The following is a 17,227-nucleotide window of genomic DNA, read 5'->3' as shown; positions in this document are numbered from 1 at the left end:
GCCCTGCGTCAGCGAGCCGACGTCGCGTTCGGTCATGCCCGCGGGCAGCAGCGACGTCCATAGCCCGTCCGTGCCGCGAAAGTCGGGCAGACCCGAGTCCGCGCTCATGCCAGCGCCTGCCGCAATCACAATGCCGTCCGCGTTGCGGATCCAGTCTGCTGCGCGTTGAATGTCGGTGCTATCGATCATAGTCGTTTTTCTCGTTTTTCTCGTTTTTCTCGTTTTTCTCGTTTTTCTCGTTTTTCTCGTTTTTCTCGTTTTTCTCGTTGTTCTCGTTGTTCTCGTTGTTCTCGTTGTTCTCGTTGTTCTCGTTGTTCTCGTTGTTCTCGTTGTTCTCGTTGTTCTCGTTGTTCTCGTTGTTCTCGTTGTTCTCGTTGTATTAGAAGCGTTCGGCCCAGCTTTCCCAGAAGCCCGGCTCGTCATGGTGTGCGTTCTTTTGCGCATAGTCGAGGCCGATTACGAGGAAGCGCATATGTGGCATGCGCAACGAGCCGTCCGGGTACTCGAGGAACGCCTCGAGCGCGCGGTACGACGGATCGCCGGAATCGTACGGAACATCGATATAGATCGAACCGCGATAGCTGATCATCATCCGTTCGTCCGCGACTTCTCCGCAGGGCTGCCAGGGATACCCGTGAGCGTCGAGCCACTCGACGACGGCCGCCCGCACAGGATGCGATTTCCAATGATGCGGCGACCGCTCGCCGGAAGGATCGTCGAAGAACGTCACGGAGAGCACATCGCGTTGCTTGCGACGCGCGATCGCGTCGATATGGTCGATCATCTGCGGCATGACATGGGTCCATGCTGGAAGGAGGACTCACATCGTGGGAGATTGTCGGGACATTTTATGTCCCGACCGATACGACTGGCTAGCGTGGGTCCGCGTCGCGGCCATTTCAATCGACACCGAGCCGGTTTCGGAAATACTCGAAACCGTCGCCGAAGAAGCGGTGGAAAAGGGCGGTCGGCCTGTTGTCGTCGTCGAGCAAGCCGAAGTGTTTGCCCACGCTGCGGCCAGTGGTCAACAGCAAGTTTGCTGTGCTCTCCTTACCCGCGAAGCCCTTATCCACAAGACGTTTGACGCGGGCGTTGGCGTCCGATACGCCGACTACACTGGAGTTGATCAACTGACAGTACCCGGCCAGGCCTGTACAAACCAAGCAGACCTGTTGGCGCTCGTCCCCTTCGATGAACTCTCGTTCTCCGTTATTCGCGAGATACAGTCCGTCTTCGACGCCCGACTCTATCAATCGGACATCCTCAAGCGAGCGACAGGTGATATTCAGTTCTCGTTCACCAAGCGGATACCGATAGCTCTTGAAATTTCCAGCCATTGCCTGATAGCGAACAGCTTGTGGAGCGGTTGCCAGCCATTGCTCAAACCCGTCCAGACCAGAGTTAGCCGAGACTTCGCGGTACTCGAGATAGGCCTTCAACGCAGTATGGAAGACATGCCCAGTCGGCACCCACATCCCGGCTTGCGTCGAACGCCGTCGTGGGCGTCCAGTTTCGCTGACAGAGCCCAACTCACCTTCGTCTAGCAGACTCCGAAGGTCATACCCGATCATAAAGAGTGCGGCCTCGAATGCATGGCAACGCGCGGCAACATGGCTCGCGGAGTCGCCGGCGGGTTCGCTCGCGAACAGCGTGCTCCGTTCGAGAACCGCTCGAATGATCCAGCCCGCCCGCAGTTGCCAGCGCGCCCAGTCCTCACGAGGAACCTGAGGCGTGTAAAACTGAGGCGACGCCGTAAAGCTCAGCTCACCGGGATTGCGCATCTGCCGTCCACGCGCCGGCCCCGATGGAAAACCCAATGCTTCATGCTGAATACCATTGGTCCGGGCGTCGCACCTGAACATTTCATGCAGCATCGCCAGCGCAGCGCCGACACGGCTGTCGTAGATCGGCGAGCCTGTCGTATCGAGCAGCGCATGAATCTTGGTCAATCCCGAGTCGAAGCGGTGCACATTGCCCGCGTGCAATCCGTCGAGCGTCTTGTCGCCGTCGAGCGCAAAGAGCGGCGCCAGTTCTTTCAGATACGCGCACCACGCGTTTTGCCTGACCTTCGATTCGATGAAGGGAATCGCGCTCCGCACGCCTCCCCAGCGCAGCGCTTCGCGCGCCGCAGCGCCTGCGGCAAATTCGTCGCCACTCGCGACGCTCTCGCGCAGCCACGCACTCAGACGTTCGAGCGACGCGCGCGTCGATGCCCAGTCGCCGGACTCAACCGGCTTGCCACTGCGCGGATCCAACCAGGTGGCCCGCCAATGGTAGTGCGCATGAACCGCTTCGATACCGTCCACCCGTGTATCGATTCCACCTGGGACAAACTGGCTGTGTGCAAAGCGCAACCGAACGGGCAGCGTCGGCAGCCGCTCGGCCAGCCACGCCACAAAAGCTTTCACGTCGGATTGTGCAAGAAACGCGTTACGGTTCATCAGCCCATGCCCCTCAAAAGAAGTTTTCAAAAAGTCACTGAAAATCGAAACCAGCGGAAAGACCGCTCGCGCGCAGCACGCCCACACTCACGGCCCGCTCGACGACCGATCTGCCACCCGCGCTCGCGATCGTCAGATAGCTGCGCGCGCGCGTGATGCCTGTGTAGACGAGCTCGCGCGTCAACACCGGGCTAAGGGTGTCGGGCAACACGAGCGCGGCGTGAGTAAACTCCGAGCCTTGCGATTTATGGACAGTCAGCGCGAACACCGTTTCGACGGCCCGCAAGCGGCTCGGCAGCACCCACTTGATGCGTCGCGAGCCGTCGCCCGCAGCGAACACGACCCGCAGGCTCCAGCCGCCATTGGGCGCAGGTAGTGCGAGCGTGATGCCGATGTCGCCGTTCATCAGCCCCAGTTCGTAGTCGTTGCGCGTCACGAGAACTGGCCGGCCCAGATACCATTCGCCCGTCGCCGCGATCAGCCGCTCCTCCTGTAGCAGATGCGCGACGCGCCGGTTCAGTCCTTCGACGCCCCACGCTCCGCGCCGCAACGCGCACAACAACTGAAATTTGCCATGTGCGTCGAGCACGGCGTTCGCCCACACATCGAATGCCGCCTGATCGGCGTCATGCGGCGGCTGCCTGTCACGCAGGGTCTGCAAATAGTGGCGATAGCCATGTCGCGCACTGGCGTCAGGCTTATGAACGCCAGCTTCGCAGTTCAGCTGTGCGCCGTCGGCCATGCCGTCCACGACGAGCGCCTTGAGTGCTGCGTCGCCCTTCTCGATGGACTCGATCACGCCGAGATCGGCGTGGCCGCACGCCCAGACGCTCGCAACTTTTTCCGGCTCGCCGCTGTTGACCGCTTCCGCCAGTTGACCGATGCCGCTTTCCGCTGAAAAGCGGTGGCTGAAACGCAACATCGCAATCGACTGGTCGAGTGCGCTGCCCGACTCGTCGATGAGCTCGGCATCGATGTGCTCGCCCGTCGCTTCCTGCAGCCACGCCTGGGTCGCGCGCGTGTAGTGGCCTTTGCTCGCGCGCTGACACAACTCGCCGAGCACGGCACCCGCCTCCACCGAAGCGAGCTGATCCTTGTCGCCGAGCAGAATCAGGCGGGCGTGTTCGGGCAGCGCATCGAGCACGGCGTTCATCATCTCCAGATCGACCATCGACGCCTCGTCGATCACCAGCACATCGAGCGAAAGCGGATTGCCCGCGTGATGCCGGAAGCGTCGCGTGTCAGGCCGCGTGCCGAGTAACCGGTGCAGCGTCGTGACGACGACGGGAATCGCTGCGCGTATCGCCTCGCCTTGCGGAAAACCGCCGAGTGGCAGACTCGCGACCGCGTTGGCAATCGATTCATTCAGGCGCGCGGCCGCCTTGCCCGTCGGCGCTGCGAGGCGAATGCGCAACGGCTTGCCCGCGCCACCCGCGAGCGTCTGCGATTGCAGCAACGCGAGCAGCTTCACGACGGTCGTCGTTTTTCCAGTGCCCGGTCCTCCCGTAACAATGCTGAACGCGCTACGCGCGGCGAGCGCGCAAGCGAGTTTCTGCCAGTCGGCGTGCGCGTCGCCCCGCTTTGCCGGTGCGGGAAAGAGCGTCGCAAGTGCATCGCGCAGACGATTGGCATCCAATTCGCTTTCAAGCTGGCTGGCCGCTTCGAGACGCTGGCCAATCGCGCGGCACACGTTCTGTTCGTATTGCCAGTAGCGGCGCAAATAGAGCCGCGTGCCAATCAGCACCAGCGGCGAGCTACCCGCGCCGTCGCCAACCAGTTCGGAATGAACGAGCGCCGCCCGCCAGCGCTCCAGCGTGACGTTCGCCAGCACGCTCGAAGGCAGCACGATGTCCTGGTCGGCTTCGTCGACGTCACGGGCGGCGCGCCCGTCAGGTGGAAGCGACAACACGGAGGCGGGATCCGCAAGCGTCGCGGCAAGATCCAGGCACGCGTGGCCTCGGCCCAACTGATGGCTCGCAAGCGCTGCCGCGAGGATAAGCAGCGCGTGTGCATCCGGCACTTCGCGCGCGAGAAATCGCGCGAAGGCTGCATCGACATCGCGCAGCCAGCCGCGCCCAACCCAGCCTGCCAGCATCCGCTCGACCTGCTCGCAGCTCTCCACGCCCTGAACCATCAAGAAGGAGCCTTCATAAAGAGTCGTGGTCATGCAGCCTCCCGATCGGCGATCCCGGCGTCGCCCGTGAACAGTGCATCGAGCCGTTCGATCAGCTCGCGCGGCGGCCGCTCGGCGTATATACCCTGCGTCGACGCATTCAGGCCGCGCAGGAACAGATAGACAGCGCCGCCAATATGCGTGTCATAGTCGTAGCCGGGCTGCCGCGCCTTGAGCAGCCTGTGCAGCGCCAACAGGTACAGCACGTATTGCAGGTCGTAGCGCGAGCGCAGGATCTGCGCGCGAATCCGCTCCGCCGTGTAAGCGGCGTCGCCGGAACCGAGCCAGTTCGACTTGTAGTCGGCGACGTAGTAGCGGCCTTCATGTTCGAACACGAGATCCATGAAGCCCTTGAGCATGCCGTTCAGTTGCGCCGGTTCAATCGCGGTGCGTCCGGCGTGGCCGACCGTGTATTCGCTCACGAGCCGGTCGACGGCCGCTGTATCGACGCGATGCGCGGCGAGCCAGAACTCCATTTCGCCGATCGATGTACGCAGTTCCGACAGCGTGATCGAGGTCGCCTCGACACCATGAGCGGCTTTCAACGTCAGTGGCGTCGTGACGATCTGCACAATCCATTGCGTCAACGGATCAATCCAGCGCTCCCAGCCGCGTACGCTGCAACGGCGCGCGATCACTTCGCGTAACGGCCCGATGTCCGCCGCGACCTGCCTGAACCCGTGTTGTGCGGCCCATTCGAGCAGATCGTGCAGGAAGCTGCCTTCGTCGGAGCCCCGCGGGAAGTCGTGCAAGGCGCGAGCGGCCAGCTGCGTTGCGACGCGGCGCAGCGGTTGTGCGGACAAGGCCGTGTCGTCTTCCTCGATCTCCACCTCGGCGTCGCGCTCTTCGATGAATTCTTCTTCGCGCGATGTGTCGGGCGCCACGCGCGCGCCGTGGCTCAGCTTCTTGAGGCTCGAATAACTCTCGACCGACCATGGCTCGCGCATCACGCGTACCGACTCGTGCGCCTTGCCTTGTTGCGACACCTGGTCCTGACGCGCGAGCTTTTCGTCGCCTGGCTCGGGCGCCGGCGTGACCGCGATGTCCGTCGACGCGCCGAGCACCTCTTCGAGACAACGCACAAGGTCGCCCGCCGCCAGCATCTTTCCACCGTTGAGCAGATAGCCAATCGCGCTGCGCTCGAATTCCTTGAGTTCCGCCATCCCAATCCACGTCGCGTAACGGGCGCGCGTCAGCGCCACGTAGAGCTTGCGGAGGTCTTCGCCTAGTCGCTCGCGGTCGACCTTTTGCAGTACGCCACCCGTGTCGGTGAGCGAGACCTGCAGCGTACCCTGTGCGTCGTGCCATTTGAAGGGCACATCCTTCGGGTCCGCTGGACGGTGTGCGCAAACGAACGGCAGGAACACCAGCGGATATTCGAGCCCCTTTGACTTGTGAATGGTCACCACTTTCACGAGGTCGCCGTCGCTTTCCAGACGGATCTGCCGGGCGTCGCCGCCGCCATTGCCATCTGCCGCCGCCTCGCGCTGTTCGACGAGATAGCGGATCAGGCCATGCTCGCCCTCGATCATCGGGCTGGCCTGCTGCAGCAGTTCGGCCAGATGCAGCAGGTCGGTCATGGTCCGCTCGCCACCCTGCACGCCTTGCGTGTCGTGGGCATGCAGGCCGAGCAGGCGCGCAGGCACGCTGAAATCGTTCATCAGGCGGCGCAGCATCGGCAGCACGCCCAGGCGACGCCAGCATTCCCGATAGCCACGGAACTGCAACACGCACGTTTCCCAGGCCATTCCGTTACTGTAGAGCGCATCGAGCTGCGCCCAGCCGAGCCCAAGCGTCGCGGTGGCGAGCGCGGCCCGTACGAGCCGTCCGTCATCCGGGTCCGCGCAGGCAACGAGCCAATGCTGCATTTCGGCCGCCTGCGGGCTCTCGAACACGGAGTCCTTGTCGGACAGATAGACCGTGCGCACGTCGCGTTTCGAGAGCGCCTTGCGGATCGCGCCGGCCTCTATGCGGTTGTTGACGAGCACGGCCATGTCGGCGGGGCGCAGCGATCGCAGACGGCCAGCGTCACCCGCTCCCGCAAACCCGGCGCTGCCGCGCCGCCCGAGATCGAGCAGACGCACCATCTCCGTCGCGCAACTTTCCGCCATGCGATCGATATATGTGGACTTGGCGAGCGGCTTGCCGTCGCTGGATGCCGGTAGCCACCATGCTGTCAATGCGCGCGGTGTTTCACTGTCAACGACGAACGCATCGTCACGTCCTTTCGCGCCGACTTGGATAAACGGCACAGGGTTGCCGTCGCTCGTGCGAAAGAGAAACGCCCCCTCGCCTTCGTCGCGCTGCTCCGCGACGTTGAAGCAGTGATTCGTCGCATTGACCATCGCATGCGTCGAGCGAAAGTTCGTCGCGAGGGTATAGAGCTGCGCGCCGCACGAACGCCGCGCCGCGAGGTACGTGTAGATGTCCGCGCCACGGAACGCGTAGATTGCCTGCTTCGGATCACCGATCAGGATGAGCGCGTTTTTGGCCTCGCTTTCGGCCTCGACATTCGCGCCATCGTTGGCCGGTCGATAGACGGCATCAAAAATGCGGTATTGAATCGGGTCGGTATCCTGGAACTCGTCGATCAGCGCGACGGGGAACTGCTTGCGGACGATGTCGGCAAGACGCTCACCGTTCGGGCCATGCAACGCGGCGTCGAGGCGCGTCAGAAGATCGTCGAAGCCCATCTGCGCGCGCCGCCCCTGTTCCAGCGAGAAACGCTCGGCCACCCAGCGAGCCGCATGCGACAGGAGATCGTCGCGCGCGTCCGGCAACGCGGCGATTTCGCCGCGCAACTTCGCGAGTTCGTCGAAGCCGGGATGCGAAGGGGGGGTGCCATGCTGGCAGTGTCTTGCGAGCGCTTCATGCGTGAGTCTGTCCCACGCAGTATCGGTCAGGTTGGGCTTCGTCTTCAGCGGATCGTCGGCCCATCCAGCCAGTTCCTTCAGCCAGCGGTCGCAGGTGGCCTGCGCAAACTCTCTGCCCAATTGCCCATCTGCGCGCGCGACATCCAGCACGGCCTTTATCTGCAACGGCAGCGTCTTCCATGGCGCCTTGATCGCGGCGAGGCGGCGCGCGAACTCTTCGCGTGCCGCCTGCAACGCGTCAGCGGGCGCGGACGCGTCAACCAACTGCGGTGCGACGTCGATCAGATTGCGCAGCTTCTTCTGCAAGTCCAGCGGACCGCGCACCCATTCGGCGACGGTTGCCGCGTCCGCGGCATCGAGCGGCGTCATAAACGTGCGCCAGTAGTCGCGCACGACTTCGGCGAGCAGGTTGCTCTGGTCGGTTTCCAGCGTCTGGGTGAACAGGCTGTCGCTGTCGAATGCGTGCTCGCGCAGGATGCGGTTGCACCAGCCATGAATGGTCGATACTGCCGCTTCGTCCATCCACTCCGCCGCGAGCTGCAGGCGGCGCGCGCAGCCCGCCCATTGCTGCTGGGAGTACGCATCCCGCAACGCGTGCAGCAAATCGGTCTCACCCGGCCCGAGGGAGGTCACGCCGGCCGGGGCGGCCTGGAAATACGCCGCCGCTTCCGTCAGCCGTGCGCGGATACGGTCGCGCAGCTCCTTGGTGGCGGCGTCGGTGAAGGTCACCACGAGAATTTCGGGGGGCGTCAACGGACGCGCACGCTCATTCGACACACCGTGTCCCAGCACGAGCCGCACATAGAGCATCGCAATCGTAAAGGTCTTGCCGGTGCCCGCGCTGGCTTCGATCAGACTGCGGCCGGACAACGGGAAGCACAGCGGGTCGAGCGTCTGCGGGGTGTGCATCGCATTCGTCGGATGGATCGGCGCATTCATTCGTTAGCTCCTGCGTTGTTCTTCACAGCGACGATGAGCGGCCCGAGCAGCGTCGCGGCAAGAGACGCAAACTCACCACTCGCGGACAATGCATCGAAGTCAGGATACGCGCGGCTCAGGCTTGCGCTCCTGTCGACCTCTCCTGGCGAGTAGCCGCCGTTGTACTTGTCACGCGCGGCCTTGCCGGCAGCCGCAAGATCCTGCTCCGACCGCCCGTCATCGCGAGGCGCGCCGCCGCTCGCGAACAGCCATTCGAAGGCTGACTCCACGGCAAGCGGCAGCGGCCTGCGCATCCCTTCTTCCCACGCGCGCAGCAACGCGCCAAGATGCGCCGCGGCCACACCGTCCTTCAGCGGCGGGAACTCGACCGTTCCCTTCTTGCTGACGATCACAGTCGTCACGCAGCGGCCTTCGAGATTCGCCGCCAGATGTTGCACCCAGGGCCCAATGAGCTTCGGATAGCGATACCGCCTTGCCCTTGCGTCGACGAGTTCACTCGTTTCGAGCAACAGGCGCGCGAGCTTGCCGCCGGCGTCGGCGCGCCACTGGCCGAGCCAGTCGGCGATGGCCAGCGGCCCGTGTTCGCCCGTCATCTGGAAGCCGATCTCGTGCTCACGCGCGATAGCAGCCGGCCAGCGCTCGAGCTGCGCGCGATATTCCGCGAAGAGCTTGTCCATCGGCTCGACGAGGCTGGCGCTCGCGAGGTCGCCGAAACCGCCCTCCATGACGTCGCCGCGGCGGCGGATAACACCGAGGTGCGCTTCGAGCGCGGCGACGACGACGGCTTCATCCTGGCCGCCTCTGTGAACTTCGGTGGCCTGCGCGCGGATCAATTCATCCTGCAGCTTCCATGTATCGAGCGCATTGAGTTCGAACGGCTCCTGGTCGTCGCTTGCCGTTTCCTGCGCATCCAGCGCAACGCGCAAGCGCTGGCTGAAGAACGCTTTGACGGGGCTCTTCAGGAAATCCGCGAGTTCGCGCAGCGACAAGGGCTCGTCGCGCGTGACGGCGGCAAGCGGCGCGTCCGACGCAGACGCGCACGTTCCGTTTTCACGCGGCGCGGAGCGCCACTCGGCCGCATACGTGAAGAGCGGCGAGCCTGTAGCGACAGCAGCATCCACGGGGAAATACTCGGCGCTGAACGGCTGCAGGCGATGTTCGACTGTCAATGCTTCGATGAGCGCATAGCGGTCGTCACGGCTTGCGTGCGAGAGCTGCCAGCCTTCAGCGAGATGGTCGCGAAGCTGGCCGATCAGCACCGACGGCGGGCGCTCACTGTTGTCGTTGATGCTGCGTCCCACCCACGATACGTGAAGATAGTCGCGCGCCGACAGCACCGCTTCGAGCAGCAGATAGCGATCGTCCTCGCGGCGCGAACGGTCGCCCGGCCGGTAGTGGCCGCGCATCAGGTCGAAATCCATCGGCACGCGAGTACGCGGATAGTCGCCGTCGTTCATGCCGAGCAGACACACGCGGCGAAACGGGATCGCGCGCATCGGCATCAGCGTCGCGAACGTCACCGCGCCCGCGAAGAAGCGTTGCGACAGGCCGCCCTCGTCGAGCTGGGTCAACCAGTAGTCGCCGACGACGGAAAGCGGCAGCGCGTCGACGAGACCCGCTTCCGCGCAGGCGTCGAGCCACGTTTGCAGAATGTTGTCGAGGCGCGCGAGCGTGTATGCATCGGTGCCGTCCTCTGCGCTGAAGAACGCCTGTTTCAGCGTGCGCAGACGTTCGCACCACACGGCGGGCGTCGCCGGTTCGCGCAATGCGTGCCACGCATCGTCGAGTTCGTCGATCAGCCTGACGAGCGGCCCGAGCAGCGCGGCATCGAGTCCGCCCACTTCGCCGAACGGCTCGATATCTCGCCACGCGCGCGCGTCGCCGCCGACGGCATAGCCCAACAGCATCCGGCGCAGGCCGAACATCCAGGTGTGCGGCGCCGCTGCGTGGTCGTCGCGCGGCAGGTCGAGGCTCGCGCGATGCTCGGCGTGCAGACCCCAGCGCACGTTCGCGCCACGTATCCATGCGCGCAGCGTCGGCAGATCGCTTTCGTCGATGCCAAAGCGCCTGCGCAGTGCGGGAACGTCGAGCAGATCGAGCAGATCGTTAACGGTCACGCGCGAGTGCGGCAAGCCGACTAGCATCTCGAGCGCGCCCACCAGCGGGTCCGCCTTGCGCTGTCCGCGATCGGCGACGCTGAAGGGAATGTAGCGTGGGTCTTCGCGGTCAAGCAGTCCGAACACCGACTGGATGTGCGGCGCGTAGGCTTCGATATCCGGCACCATCACAATGATGTCGCGCGGCCTCAGGCTCGGGTCTGCGTTGAAGGCCGCCAGCAACTGGTCGTGCAGAATCTCGACTTCGCGTTGCGCGCTGTGCGCGACATGGAAACGGATCGAGTTGTCTGTGGCGGGATCGACGGGCGGCCATTCGGTTTGCGACTCGCGCAGCGGACGCAGATCGCGGATGTCGTCCTGCAATTGCTGAAGCAGGCTCGCCGCATGGCGCTCCTCGAACAGGTCGATACGCTGACCGATGCCCGCAAATTGCGGACGATAGCGATCGCGCGCTTCGGCACTGTCGAACTCGTCGAGCAAGCCGATGAAGTCGCGCCCCTGCTTGCCCCACGACGCGAGCAAAGGATGCACGTGCAGATGCAACTGGTCGGCGGGCAGTTCGGCGGGCGCGCCTTCGCGGCGCTGCTGCCGCGAGTGTTGTGCGCGCAGAAGTTCCTTGTCGGGCACGATGTCGGCCCAGTAGTGCGCGCACGGATTCGGCACGCACATCAGCACCTGGGCCCAGCGCGCGAGCGCAGCCAGCGCCTCCAGCGACTGGCGCGGCAGGCTCGAAATGCCGAACACGATGATCCGCCGCGGCAGGCCCGCCGGACGCGCATCGCTACCCCATGTCTCGACGCGTCTCAGGAACGCCTCGTGGACAGCTGCCCGTCCGCCGTTTGACATCGCGTCCTGTGCCGCGCCGCCGTCCGTCGAATGCGCCACGTCGGCAATGAGCGCGCGCCACAGGTCCGCCTGCCAGCACTGTTCTCCGGGAAGGGGATGTGTCTCGCCTCGTGCGTCCAGCACAATGTCGTCACCCCGCGCCCAGCGCGCCAGCCAGTCGGAGCGGTACATCTGGTACTGGTCGAAGAGATCGGCGATGCGCTCGGCGAGCTGGAACCGCTTGCGACGGTCGTCGTCGTGGCTGATGAAGCGCCGCAGAGGCTCGAACGCGGGACGGTCGATGAGCGCGGGCAAGACCCGCATCAGCCGCCAGACGAGGCGCGATTCGTCGAATGGCGAAACCTCGGCCACTGCCGACGCGCCCAGCACCGCGCGATACGCCTGCCAGATGAAGCGCGAAGGCAGCGAGATTTCCAGCGCGGCCGCGATGCCGCAGCCGCCGGAGCCTGTCGCGGGATCGCGATCGGCGGCGAGCGCGAGCTTTAGCCATTGTGCAATGCCATTGCTCTGCACGAGTATCGTCTCGTTCTCGAGCGGCGCGAGCGGGTAACGCCTCATCCATTCGACAAGCAGGTCGCGAAGCCGCTCGGACCGGTTGCCGTGGATGAGCATCAGCCCTGGAGAAATGGAATTCGATGTCAAGAAAAGCTCCATGAGCGCGAGCAAACAAAATCGGCACACTCGGGCGATACGCGCCCCGATTCCGTTTGCGCAATGCGCGTGGTCGTGAGTTGACAGGTGCTACGCACGTCTGCAGGCGGCATCACAGCGCGACATTCTCGTCATGTTGCAAAAGTGCGCCGGCATTTGACGGGGCCGTTACAGCCCGCCCTTGTCTCGATGTCATCGGGCCTGCGTGCCGAGGGCGTGGTCGAGCGTGGTGAGAGCATCGAGCGCGGTGCCCCGAATGCCAACGCCCATCGCCGGAGCGATCTTTGGCTCTCGCGCATTGATGCGGATGACGCGCGGTCCGTGTCGCTCGCTGAAACGGCGGATGGTCGGCAGCGCAGTGCCTGCGCCGATCTCGACGATCACTGGCCGTCCGACAGATGCAATCCAGCGCTGAAGACTCGCTTCCTGTTCATCGGTGCGCCTCGGAAGCCAGGCGGAGTCGCCGAACATCAGGATGTTGGGACGGGCGATTCCGCCGCATTTCGGGCAACGCGGCAGCGCGGAGACAAGGCGGCAGGCCTGCCCGTCGAGTTTCGGCTCGAACCCGGCTGCGGGCCAGGTGCGCGAGCAGCACGGCGCCACGCATTGCATGTAATGAATCGAACCGTGGCACTCCGCGACAAGTTCCTCGGCAAAGCCCGAGCGCTGAAACTGGCCATCGACGTTGCTGGTGTAAACGAATGCACCGCGCGGCATGCGCTCCGCCCAGCGTCTGAGGATGGCGAAGCCAGCGTGCGGCTCGATCTCGCGATACAGCTTCAGGCGATGGCCGTAAAACCCCCACGCCAGCGCGGGGTCTTCGTGGAACGATGCCGGATTGGCAATCGATTCGAAGCCGATCTGTGCCGCGCCGAGCGCGGGATAGGCGCGCCACAGCCCCTCATTGCCGCGAAAGTCGGGCAGCCCCGAGTCCACGCCCATGCCCGCGCCTGCGGTCACCAGCAGGCCGTCCGCATCGTGCAGCCATGCAGCGGCCTGCGCAATTGCCCTTTGATGTTGTTCTTCCATCACGTTCGGCCCTCGTATCCCCGCCTGCGTATTGCCCGCTGCTGCGTATATGTTATCGAAGCGTCCCAATTCCGTACTAAGGCTTCATACGTGAGCCGACCTTGAGTCGGAGCAAAATCAGTTCGGCAAGCGCTGCGGGGCCGTCCAGCAGACCCGCCACGGTTCGCTCCAGGTCTTCGCCGCCGCATGCCGCGCACGCGCCGGGCAGCACCACTGAGTCGCTGCGCTGCGGATACACGTGACGCCAGCAACATGACCGACACGTCAGTTTTATCGAAGGAGCGGGAATTGGCATGAGGAGGACGCACGCTGGAAAAGCGATTCGACGCCGGAGTGGCAGGTCAAGCTGCGCCGGACGCGGCGTTCTGTGCGTCGCGGCGCACCTTTTCAATGTACTTTCCAAGCGCGACCGTCGACAGAATGCCGGTGGCGAAGACAATTGCAAATGCTGCGAGGCTTTCGAGTGGAGAATTGTTGTTCAGCATATCGGTCTCTTCCAGGTTAGTACGGCGGGTTGATGCCGCCAACGTCGCCCTGCTCTGACGAGCTGCGCGGCCCGAGGCACTTTCAATTAAGTTTGCGCAGATAGTTTGCATGGCGCTTTGGACAAACGACGTCCTGATTGCACGAGCCGATACCTGGTCACACCTGCGTATTTACGGCACATAACTCGATTTCTTTAATCATTCGCTCACAAAGTTTCGCTTGGCGAATCGCAGCGAGCGTGTCGCCGCTATCTGACCGTGCGCCAGATCAACGCCGAAAGCTGATTGCCCGTGCCGATGATCCGGTAATGGCTGTCGCGTGTCAGATCGGCCTTGGGATCGTATTCACCGACCCGGTTGTAACGCGCGTCACGGGCAATCTGTTTGCCGCTCGACTCGGTCACGATAGTGCCGATGATGTGATAGTGGTCGTCTCTCAGGTATTCGGTGGCCATCAGTGCTCCCCGTAGCGCCTGGATATGTGCAGGCTTCGCGATGACCGGAATATAGACGCGCATCGGGACAATTCGCGTCCCGGAGACGTCGGTAAAGCACATGGGCGGCGCCATCGATTTGCCTGAAAACGATTGCGCAGGTCGTCACAGAACATATACGCTGATCCGAGACAATAAAGTCGGTGACAGCCACCTCTCGTAGGCTGCTGTTTAAAGGGGCACTTTTTTCGACCACATTTTTTCGACCATACGTCGGGGAGAGTCAGTCACGGATTGTGTGGGACAGCCCAACCGCGCCCCCCCTTTGGCATGTCGCAAAGGATCAGCGGTATCGGTCGACCCGCTACCGCAGTTCGACCCGGCGTGGTTACAACGACTGCTTTTTGTGCGGAGCGGCGGCTTGAATGGCCGTCTGAGCGTGAAGGTGAGAATCCCACTTCTCACCAAACCATGTTTCAGGTGTGTTCAGTCGTTGGCCGAGTAAGGAATTCCCAGTGCTTTGAAAAGATCTTCCACGCTCTCGTTCGTTGTCCACTAAGTTTCGTCTTCCGGTTTGAGCAGTTTCAATTTGTCCACAACCCGGTCCTGTCTTCTGACTCCCGCCGAACGATATTTCATACAAGACACCATCAATAGCCTGGACGACTGTTGGACTCATTACAAGGAACTTGCGGGGCTCTCGGTGGAAATTTTCAGTGGTGCTGTCGCTATCAATAATGCGCACTTCGGGATCGAAACGCAGTGGCAGGTTCAGCAGTTCAGCGAGCGGTGAATACGCAAGCGCATAGCGGATCCGGCTTCCCTTTCTGTATTCGCCCCCCCAACTGCTCAACATCGTCCCGCAACTCATAGCCGACGCCACGAAGGCACAGGCGATGGCTTCCGGTAAGCTCGCCGGTGCCGCTGTCCATTCCCAATTGCGGAAGAGCTGAAGGTATTCGATCGCGGCCGCATCATTTTCGCCGGCAGTACGGTCGGGCGCTCACTTCCCGCGCTTCGTTCAGGTACGCGGTCGCGCCCACATGCCCGAATACCTGGAGCAGAGCAGGACTGATCTTTAGCAGCGAGAAGATATCCCGAACGTAGACTTCTCCTTCGAAACGCACAGTCTCCATCAGGTACGCCACCGGGCAAGTCCTGTATCCGCCGTGCGCGGGCCATGCGCTTTCGCCTGCTCTCCGGCTCGCAGGTGGAGCGCATTTTATTGTTTCACCGAAACGCATTTTTAACGCACTCGGTTTGTGCTACGTGTGACCATCTTGACGCACGTCCGTACGCACGAGGTACACACACAGATGCGCAACGCCGCACGAGTGAGGTTCGCAATTTTCTCGCACTCGGTTTGACCTGAACCGGGAGAGCATGGCGTACGGGGAAACGCATTTTTTACGCACCGGTAACACACGACGTTCGCGTTCTCACGACGACTGTTACACCATTGCTCCGCCAAGGAGTTACGCAACGTTTCTAACAGCGCCTGAACTGTCATTTGCGTGAAAGCCGCGACCTCCGCGCAAAACGTTTATTCCATGCAACAAAAAGCGCAATGAAAATGAGTGAGTGCAGGATAGGCTAGCGCCGGTTTTGGGCGCCATGGACGATTATGCCGGTGCGATTCTGCAGGCGGGATGATCGATATAGCAGGAAAACAGGTGGGCGACGTGATCGCCATCAATCGCAGACCTCGCAATCGCGAAAGCCTCGGCATGCGGCTGAGCGCCCCTGAGCAGCGAGGCGTTTGTCCCGTTGCTCTCGCGACTCGACCTCGGAACTCTCGACACATTCACGACAAAGCAATTGCCGACAGGCTGACTTTCGATGGTCCGCCATAGGGTCCGTTTGCGATCACGCAATACCCCTTGAAGCTGAAGGCGCATGCCGAGAATTTCGCAAGACGATCGAGGAAACCAGTGATCCAGAGCCCTACGTCAGACGCCCCGATAATCGGCGATCACGCTCAAGCGTGGTCGAAGGGCAGTCCACGGCTGTCCTGAAGGAGACTTCTTAGATACGAATCGCAATTTTCGATTCAATACCGGGCGCTGCTAGGCAGACTCACGAATGACCATCTCGGCAAACTGATCTACAGGAGGACCAACGGCAGCGTGTGCGATGGGCACGCATAGGAAACGTCCCGTGCCGCACCTCCTCCGCCGGCGTTCACGACTGTCATCATCCGATATTCCTGAACAGTCGGCCGGTTCTGCGGCAAAAATGTCGGCGTCAACAAATCTCTCCTGAAAGGAAGACCGGTCAGCAGACGATACTCGTCGGTGAACGCCGTAGACCGGCGCTGTATTACCGCGGAAATTCGGCGATCGCCTTGACGAGCGCCAGCACACCACTCTTCTCTCGCGCTTTCAACTCGCGAAACCCAGCCAGAAGACGCTCCTCATCATCCGTTAACGCGAGCGTGGCTGGCGAAGCCGTTCGACCGGTCAACAAGAAACTGAACATCGACGCCGGCCTCAGCGACGCCGACCAGATAACTGGCGTCCGGATATCTCAAGCCTTTCTCATAATTGGATTGCGCCTGTTTCAAAACGCCGCCCGCGGTACCAAGTTCTGTCTGGTTCAAGCCCAGGCGCCGCCGTTCCTGCTTCAGTCGAAGCGCAAAGTTACCCAAACGTGGATTTTCTGTTGACATGATCGTTTTTGTTGACTAATGTGATATGTACACAATTGAGTACAACGGTACTGCGCGGGCCGCGAAATATGCCTGCTTGCGCCCCGTAAAACGGCCATCCCTTGTTGCAGGAGGCAGCCCCATGCCGTTCACCTACGAAATCTGCGGCGCTTTACCCGTCCTCGAGAGTTTCCGGCACAGTCATGCCCAGCAATTCGCCGAGGCCGTCGCGAATCCCGCCCGTGTTTACTTTGCCACCGACGCTGTCACGCATACCTTGGTGATCCGCATCCGCGGCGTGCTCACCGACGACGAGGTGGTATCGGTGGAGAATGCACTGGAGGAATTGTCCTATAAATGGGCGCGCGCAGGCGCCGTCTTCCGCCGTTTGCGCTATGGCGAACCGTCGTTCGTGCCAATCGGGCTCGCTCAGCACGTTGAACTGCTTGAGGAGCTTGCAGACGAGCACGTGCAACTGGATGCATTCCTGCAACGGCAGGCCCGGATTCTCGAAAAATTTCGATCGTCGATTAACTGACCCAGGAAAGGTTTAATACCCTAGTACCGACCGCCAATCCTTAACTGAAGCAAG

11 protein-coding genes and 1 pseudogene are annotated in these 17,227 nt (G+C 62.4%); 1 reads left to right on the top strand and 11 read right to left on the bottom strand.

Features of this window, described 5'->3' with window-relative positions:
* Nucleotides 1-36: 36 nt before the first annotated feature.
* The 11 genes and pseudogenes from ABIE53_RS02410 to ABIE53_RS02360 form a co-directional block, all read right to left on the bottom strand.
* A pseudogene (locus tag ABIE53_RS02410) lies at nucleotides 37-108 on the bottom strand (hypothetical protein); the annotation flags it as partial.
* 271 nt (nucleotides 109-379) lie between these two features.
* The gene (locus tag ABIE53_RS02405; RefSeq protein WP_192699954.1) at nucleotides 380-793 is read right to left on the bottom strand and encodes a hypothetical protein; all 414 of its coding nucleotides are present in this window, start codon (nucleotides 791-793) and stop codon (nucleotides 380-382) included.
* Between the two features lie 106 nt (nucleotides 794-899).
* Nucleotides 900-2,441, bottom strand: a complete 1,542-nt coding sequence (locus tag ABIE53_RS02400; protein WP_192699953.1) for a hypothetical protein — start codon at nucleotides 2,439-2,441, stop codon at nucleotides 900-902.
* A gap of 34 nt (nucleotides 2,442-2,475) precedes the next feature.
* On the bottom strand, nucleotides 2,476-4,608 hold the full coding sequence (gene recD / locus ABIE53_RS02395; protein ID WP_376914521.1) for an exodeoxyribonuclease V subunit alpha: 2,133 nt from the start codon (nucleotides 4,606-4,608) through the stop codon (nucleotides 2,476-2,478).
* On the bottom strand, nucleotides 4,605-8,426 hold the full coding sequence (recB, locus tag ABIE53_RS02390) for an exodeoxyribonuclease V subunit beta (RefSeq protein WP_192699952.1): 3,822 nt from the start codon (nucleotides 8,424-8,426) through the stop codon (nucleotides 4,605-4,607). The genes recD and recB overlap by 4 nt, the downstream gene beginning before the upstream one ends.
* Nucleotides 8,423-12,031 (bottom strand): exodeoxyribonuclease V subunit gamma, encoded by a 3,609-nt coding sequence (gene recC, locus ABIE53_RS02385; protein WP_376914518.1) that lies wholly within the window; start codon nucleotides 12,029-12,031, stop codon nucleotides 8,423-8,425. Before recC ends, recB begins: the two co-directional genes overlap by 4 nt.
* 201 nt (nucleotides 12,032-12,232) lie before the next feature.
* Nucleotides 12,233-13,069: an SIR2 family NAD-dependent protein deacylase gene (locus ABIE53_RS02380; protein WP_192699950.1), complete on the bottom strand. Its 837-nt coding sequence runs from the start codon at nucleotides 13,067-13,069 to the stop codon at nucleotides 12,233-12,235.
* Between the two features lie 341 nt (nucleotides 13,070-13,410).
* Complete coding sequence (locus ABIE53_RS02375; protein WP_192700098.1) at nucleotides 13,411-13,665, bottom strand: hypothetical protein; 255 nt, start codon at nucleotides 13,663-13,665, stop codon at nucleotides 13,411-13,413.
* A 137-nt stretch (nucleotides 13,666-13,802) separates the two neighbouring features.
* Nucleotides 13,803-14,111 (bottom strand): hypothetical protein, encoded by a 309-nt coding sequence (locus tag ABIE53_RS02370; RefSeq protein WP_376914516.1) that lies wholly within the window; start codon nucleotides 14,109-14,111, stop codon nucleotides 13,803-13,805.
* Between the two features lie 265 nt (nucleotides 14,112-14,376).
* A complete protein-coding gene (locus tag ABIE53_RS02365; RefSeq protein ID WP_192699949.1) occupies nucleotides 14,377-14,844 on the bottom strand; it encodes a hypothetical protein in 468 nt (155 codons plus the stop codon).
* A 1,560-nt stretch (nucleotides 14,845-16,404) separates the two neighbouring features.
* Nucleotides 16,405-16,656, bottom strand: coding sequence for a helix-turn-helix domain-containing protein (locus ABIE53_RS02360; RefSeq protein WP_376914513.1), 252 nt, complete (start codon nucleotides 16,654-16,656; stop codon nucleotides 16,405-16,407).
* Between the two features lie 121 nt (nucleotides 16,657-16,777).
* On the opposite strand from ABIE53_RS02360, the gene ABIE53_RS02355 reads away from it, so the two are divergent.
* The gene (locus ABIE53_RS02355; protein ID WP_192699947.1) at nucleotides 16,778-17,173 is read left to right on the top strand and encodes a hypothetical protein; all 396 of its coding nucleotides are present in this window, start codon (nucleotides 16,778-16,780) and stop codon (nucleotides 17,171-17,173) included.
* Nucleotides 17,174-17,227 lie beyond the last annotated feature (54 nt).

It is taken from the genome of Paraburkholderia sp. OAS925, assembly GCF_040543975.1.
In the GTDB taxonomy this organism is placed as follows: Bacteria; Pseudomonadota; Gammaproteobacteria; order Burkholderiales; family Burkholderiaceae; genus Paraburkholderia; species Paraburkholderia graminis.
The sequence above is the reverse complement of the archived record's forward strand: the minus strand, read 5'-3'. Positions and strand labels throughout refer to the sequence as shown.

Excerpts from the sequence above, each read along its gene's own strand:
- recB (WP_192699952.1), bottom strand. The coding sequence starts at position 8,426 with ATGAATGCGCCGATCCATCCGACGAATGCGATGCACACCCCGCAGACG.
- ABIE53_RS02365 (WP_192699949.1), bottom strand. The coding sequence starts at position 14,844 with ATGTTGAGCAGTTGGGGGGGCGAATACAGAAAGGGAAGCCGGATCCGC.
- ABIE53_RS02370 (WP_376914516.1), bottom strand. The coding sequence starts at position 14,111 with ATGTGCTTTACCGACGTCTCCGGGACGCGAATTGTCCCGATGCGCGTC.
- ABIE53_RS02375 (WP_192700098.1), bottom strand. The coding sequence starts at position 13,665 with ATGCAAACTATCTGCGCAAACTTAATTGAAAGTGCCTCGGGCCGCGCA.
- recD (WP_376914521.1), bottom strand. The coding sequence starts at position 4,608 with ATGACCACGACTCTTTATGAAGGCTCCTTCTTGATGGTTCAGGGCGTG.
- ABIE53_RS02360 (WP_376914513.1), bottom strand. The coding sequence starts at position 16,656 with ATGTCAACAGAAAATCCACGTTTGGGTAACTTTGCGCTTCGACTGAAG.
- ABIE53_RS02405 (WP_192699954.1), bottom strand. The coding sequence starts at position 793 with ATGCCGCAGATGATCGACCATATCGACGCGATCGCGCGTCGCAAGCAA.
- ABIE53_RS02355 (WP_192699947.1), top strand. The coding sequence starts at position 16,778 with ATGCCGTTCACCTACGAAATCTGCGGCGCTTTACCCGTCCTCGAGAGT.
- ABIE53_RS02400 (WP_192699953.1), bottom strand. The coding sequence starts at position 2,441 with ATGAACCGTAACGCGTTTCTTGCACAATCCGACGTGAAAGCTTTTGTG.
- ABIE53_RS02380 (WP_192699950.1), bottom strand. The coding sequence starts at position 13,069 with ATGGAAGAACAACATCAAAGGGCAATTGCGCAGGCCGCTGCATGGCTG.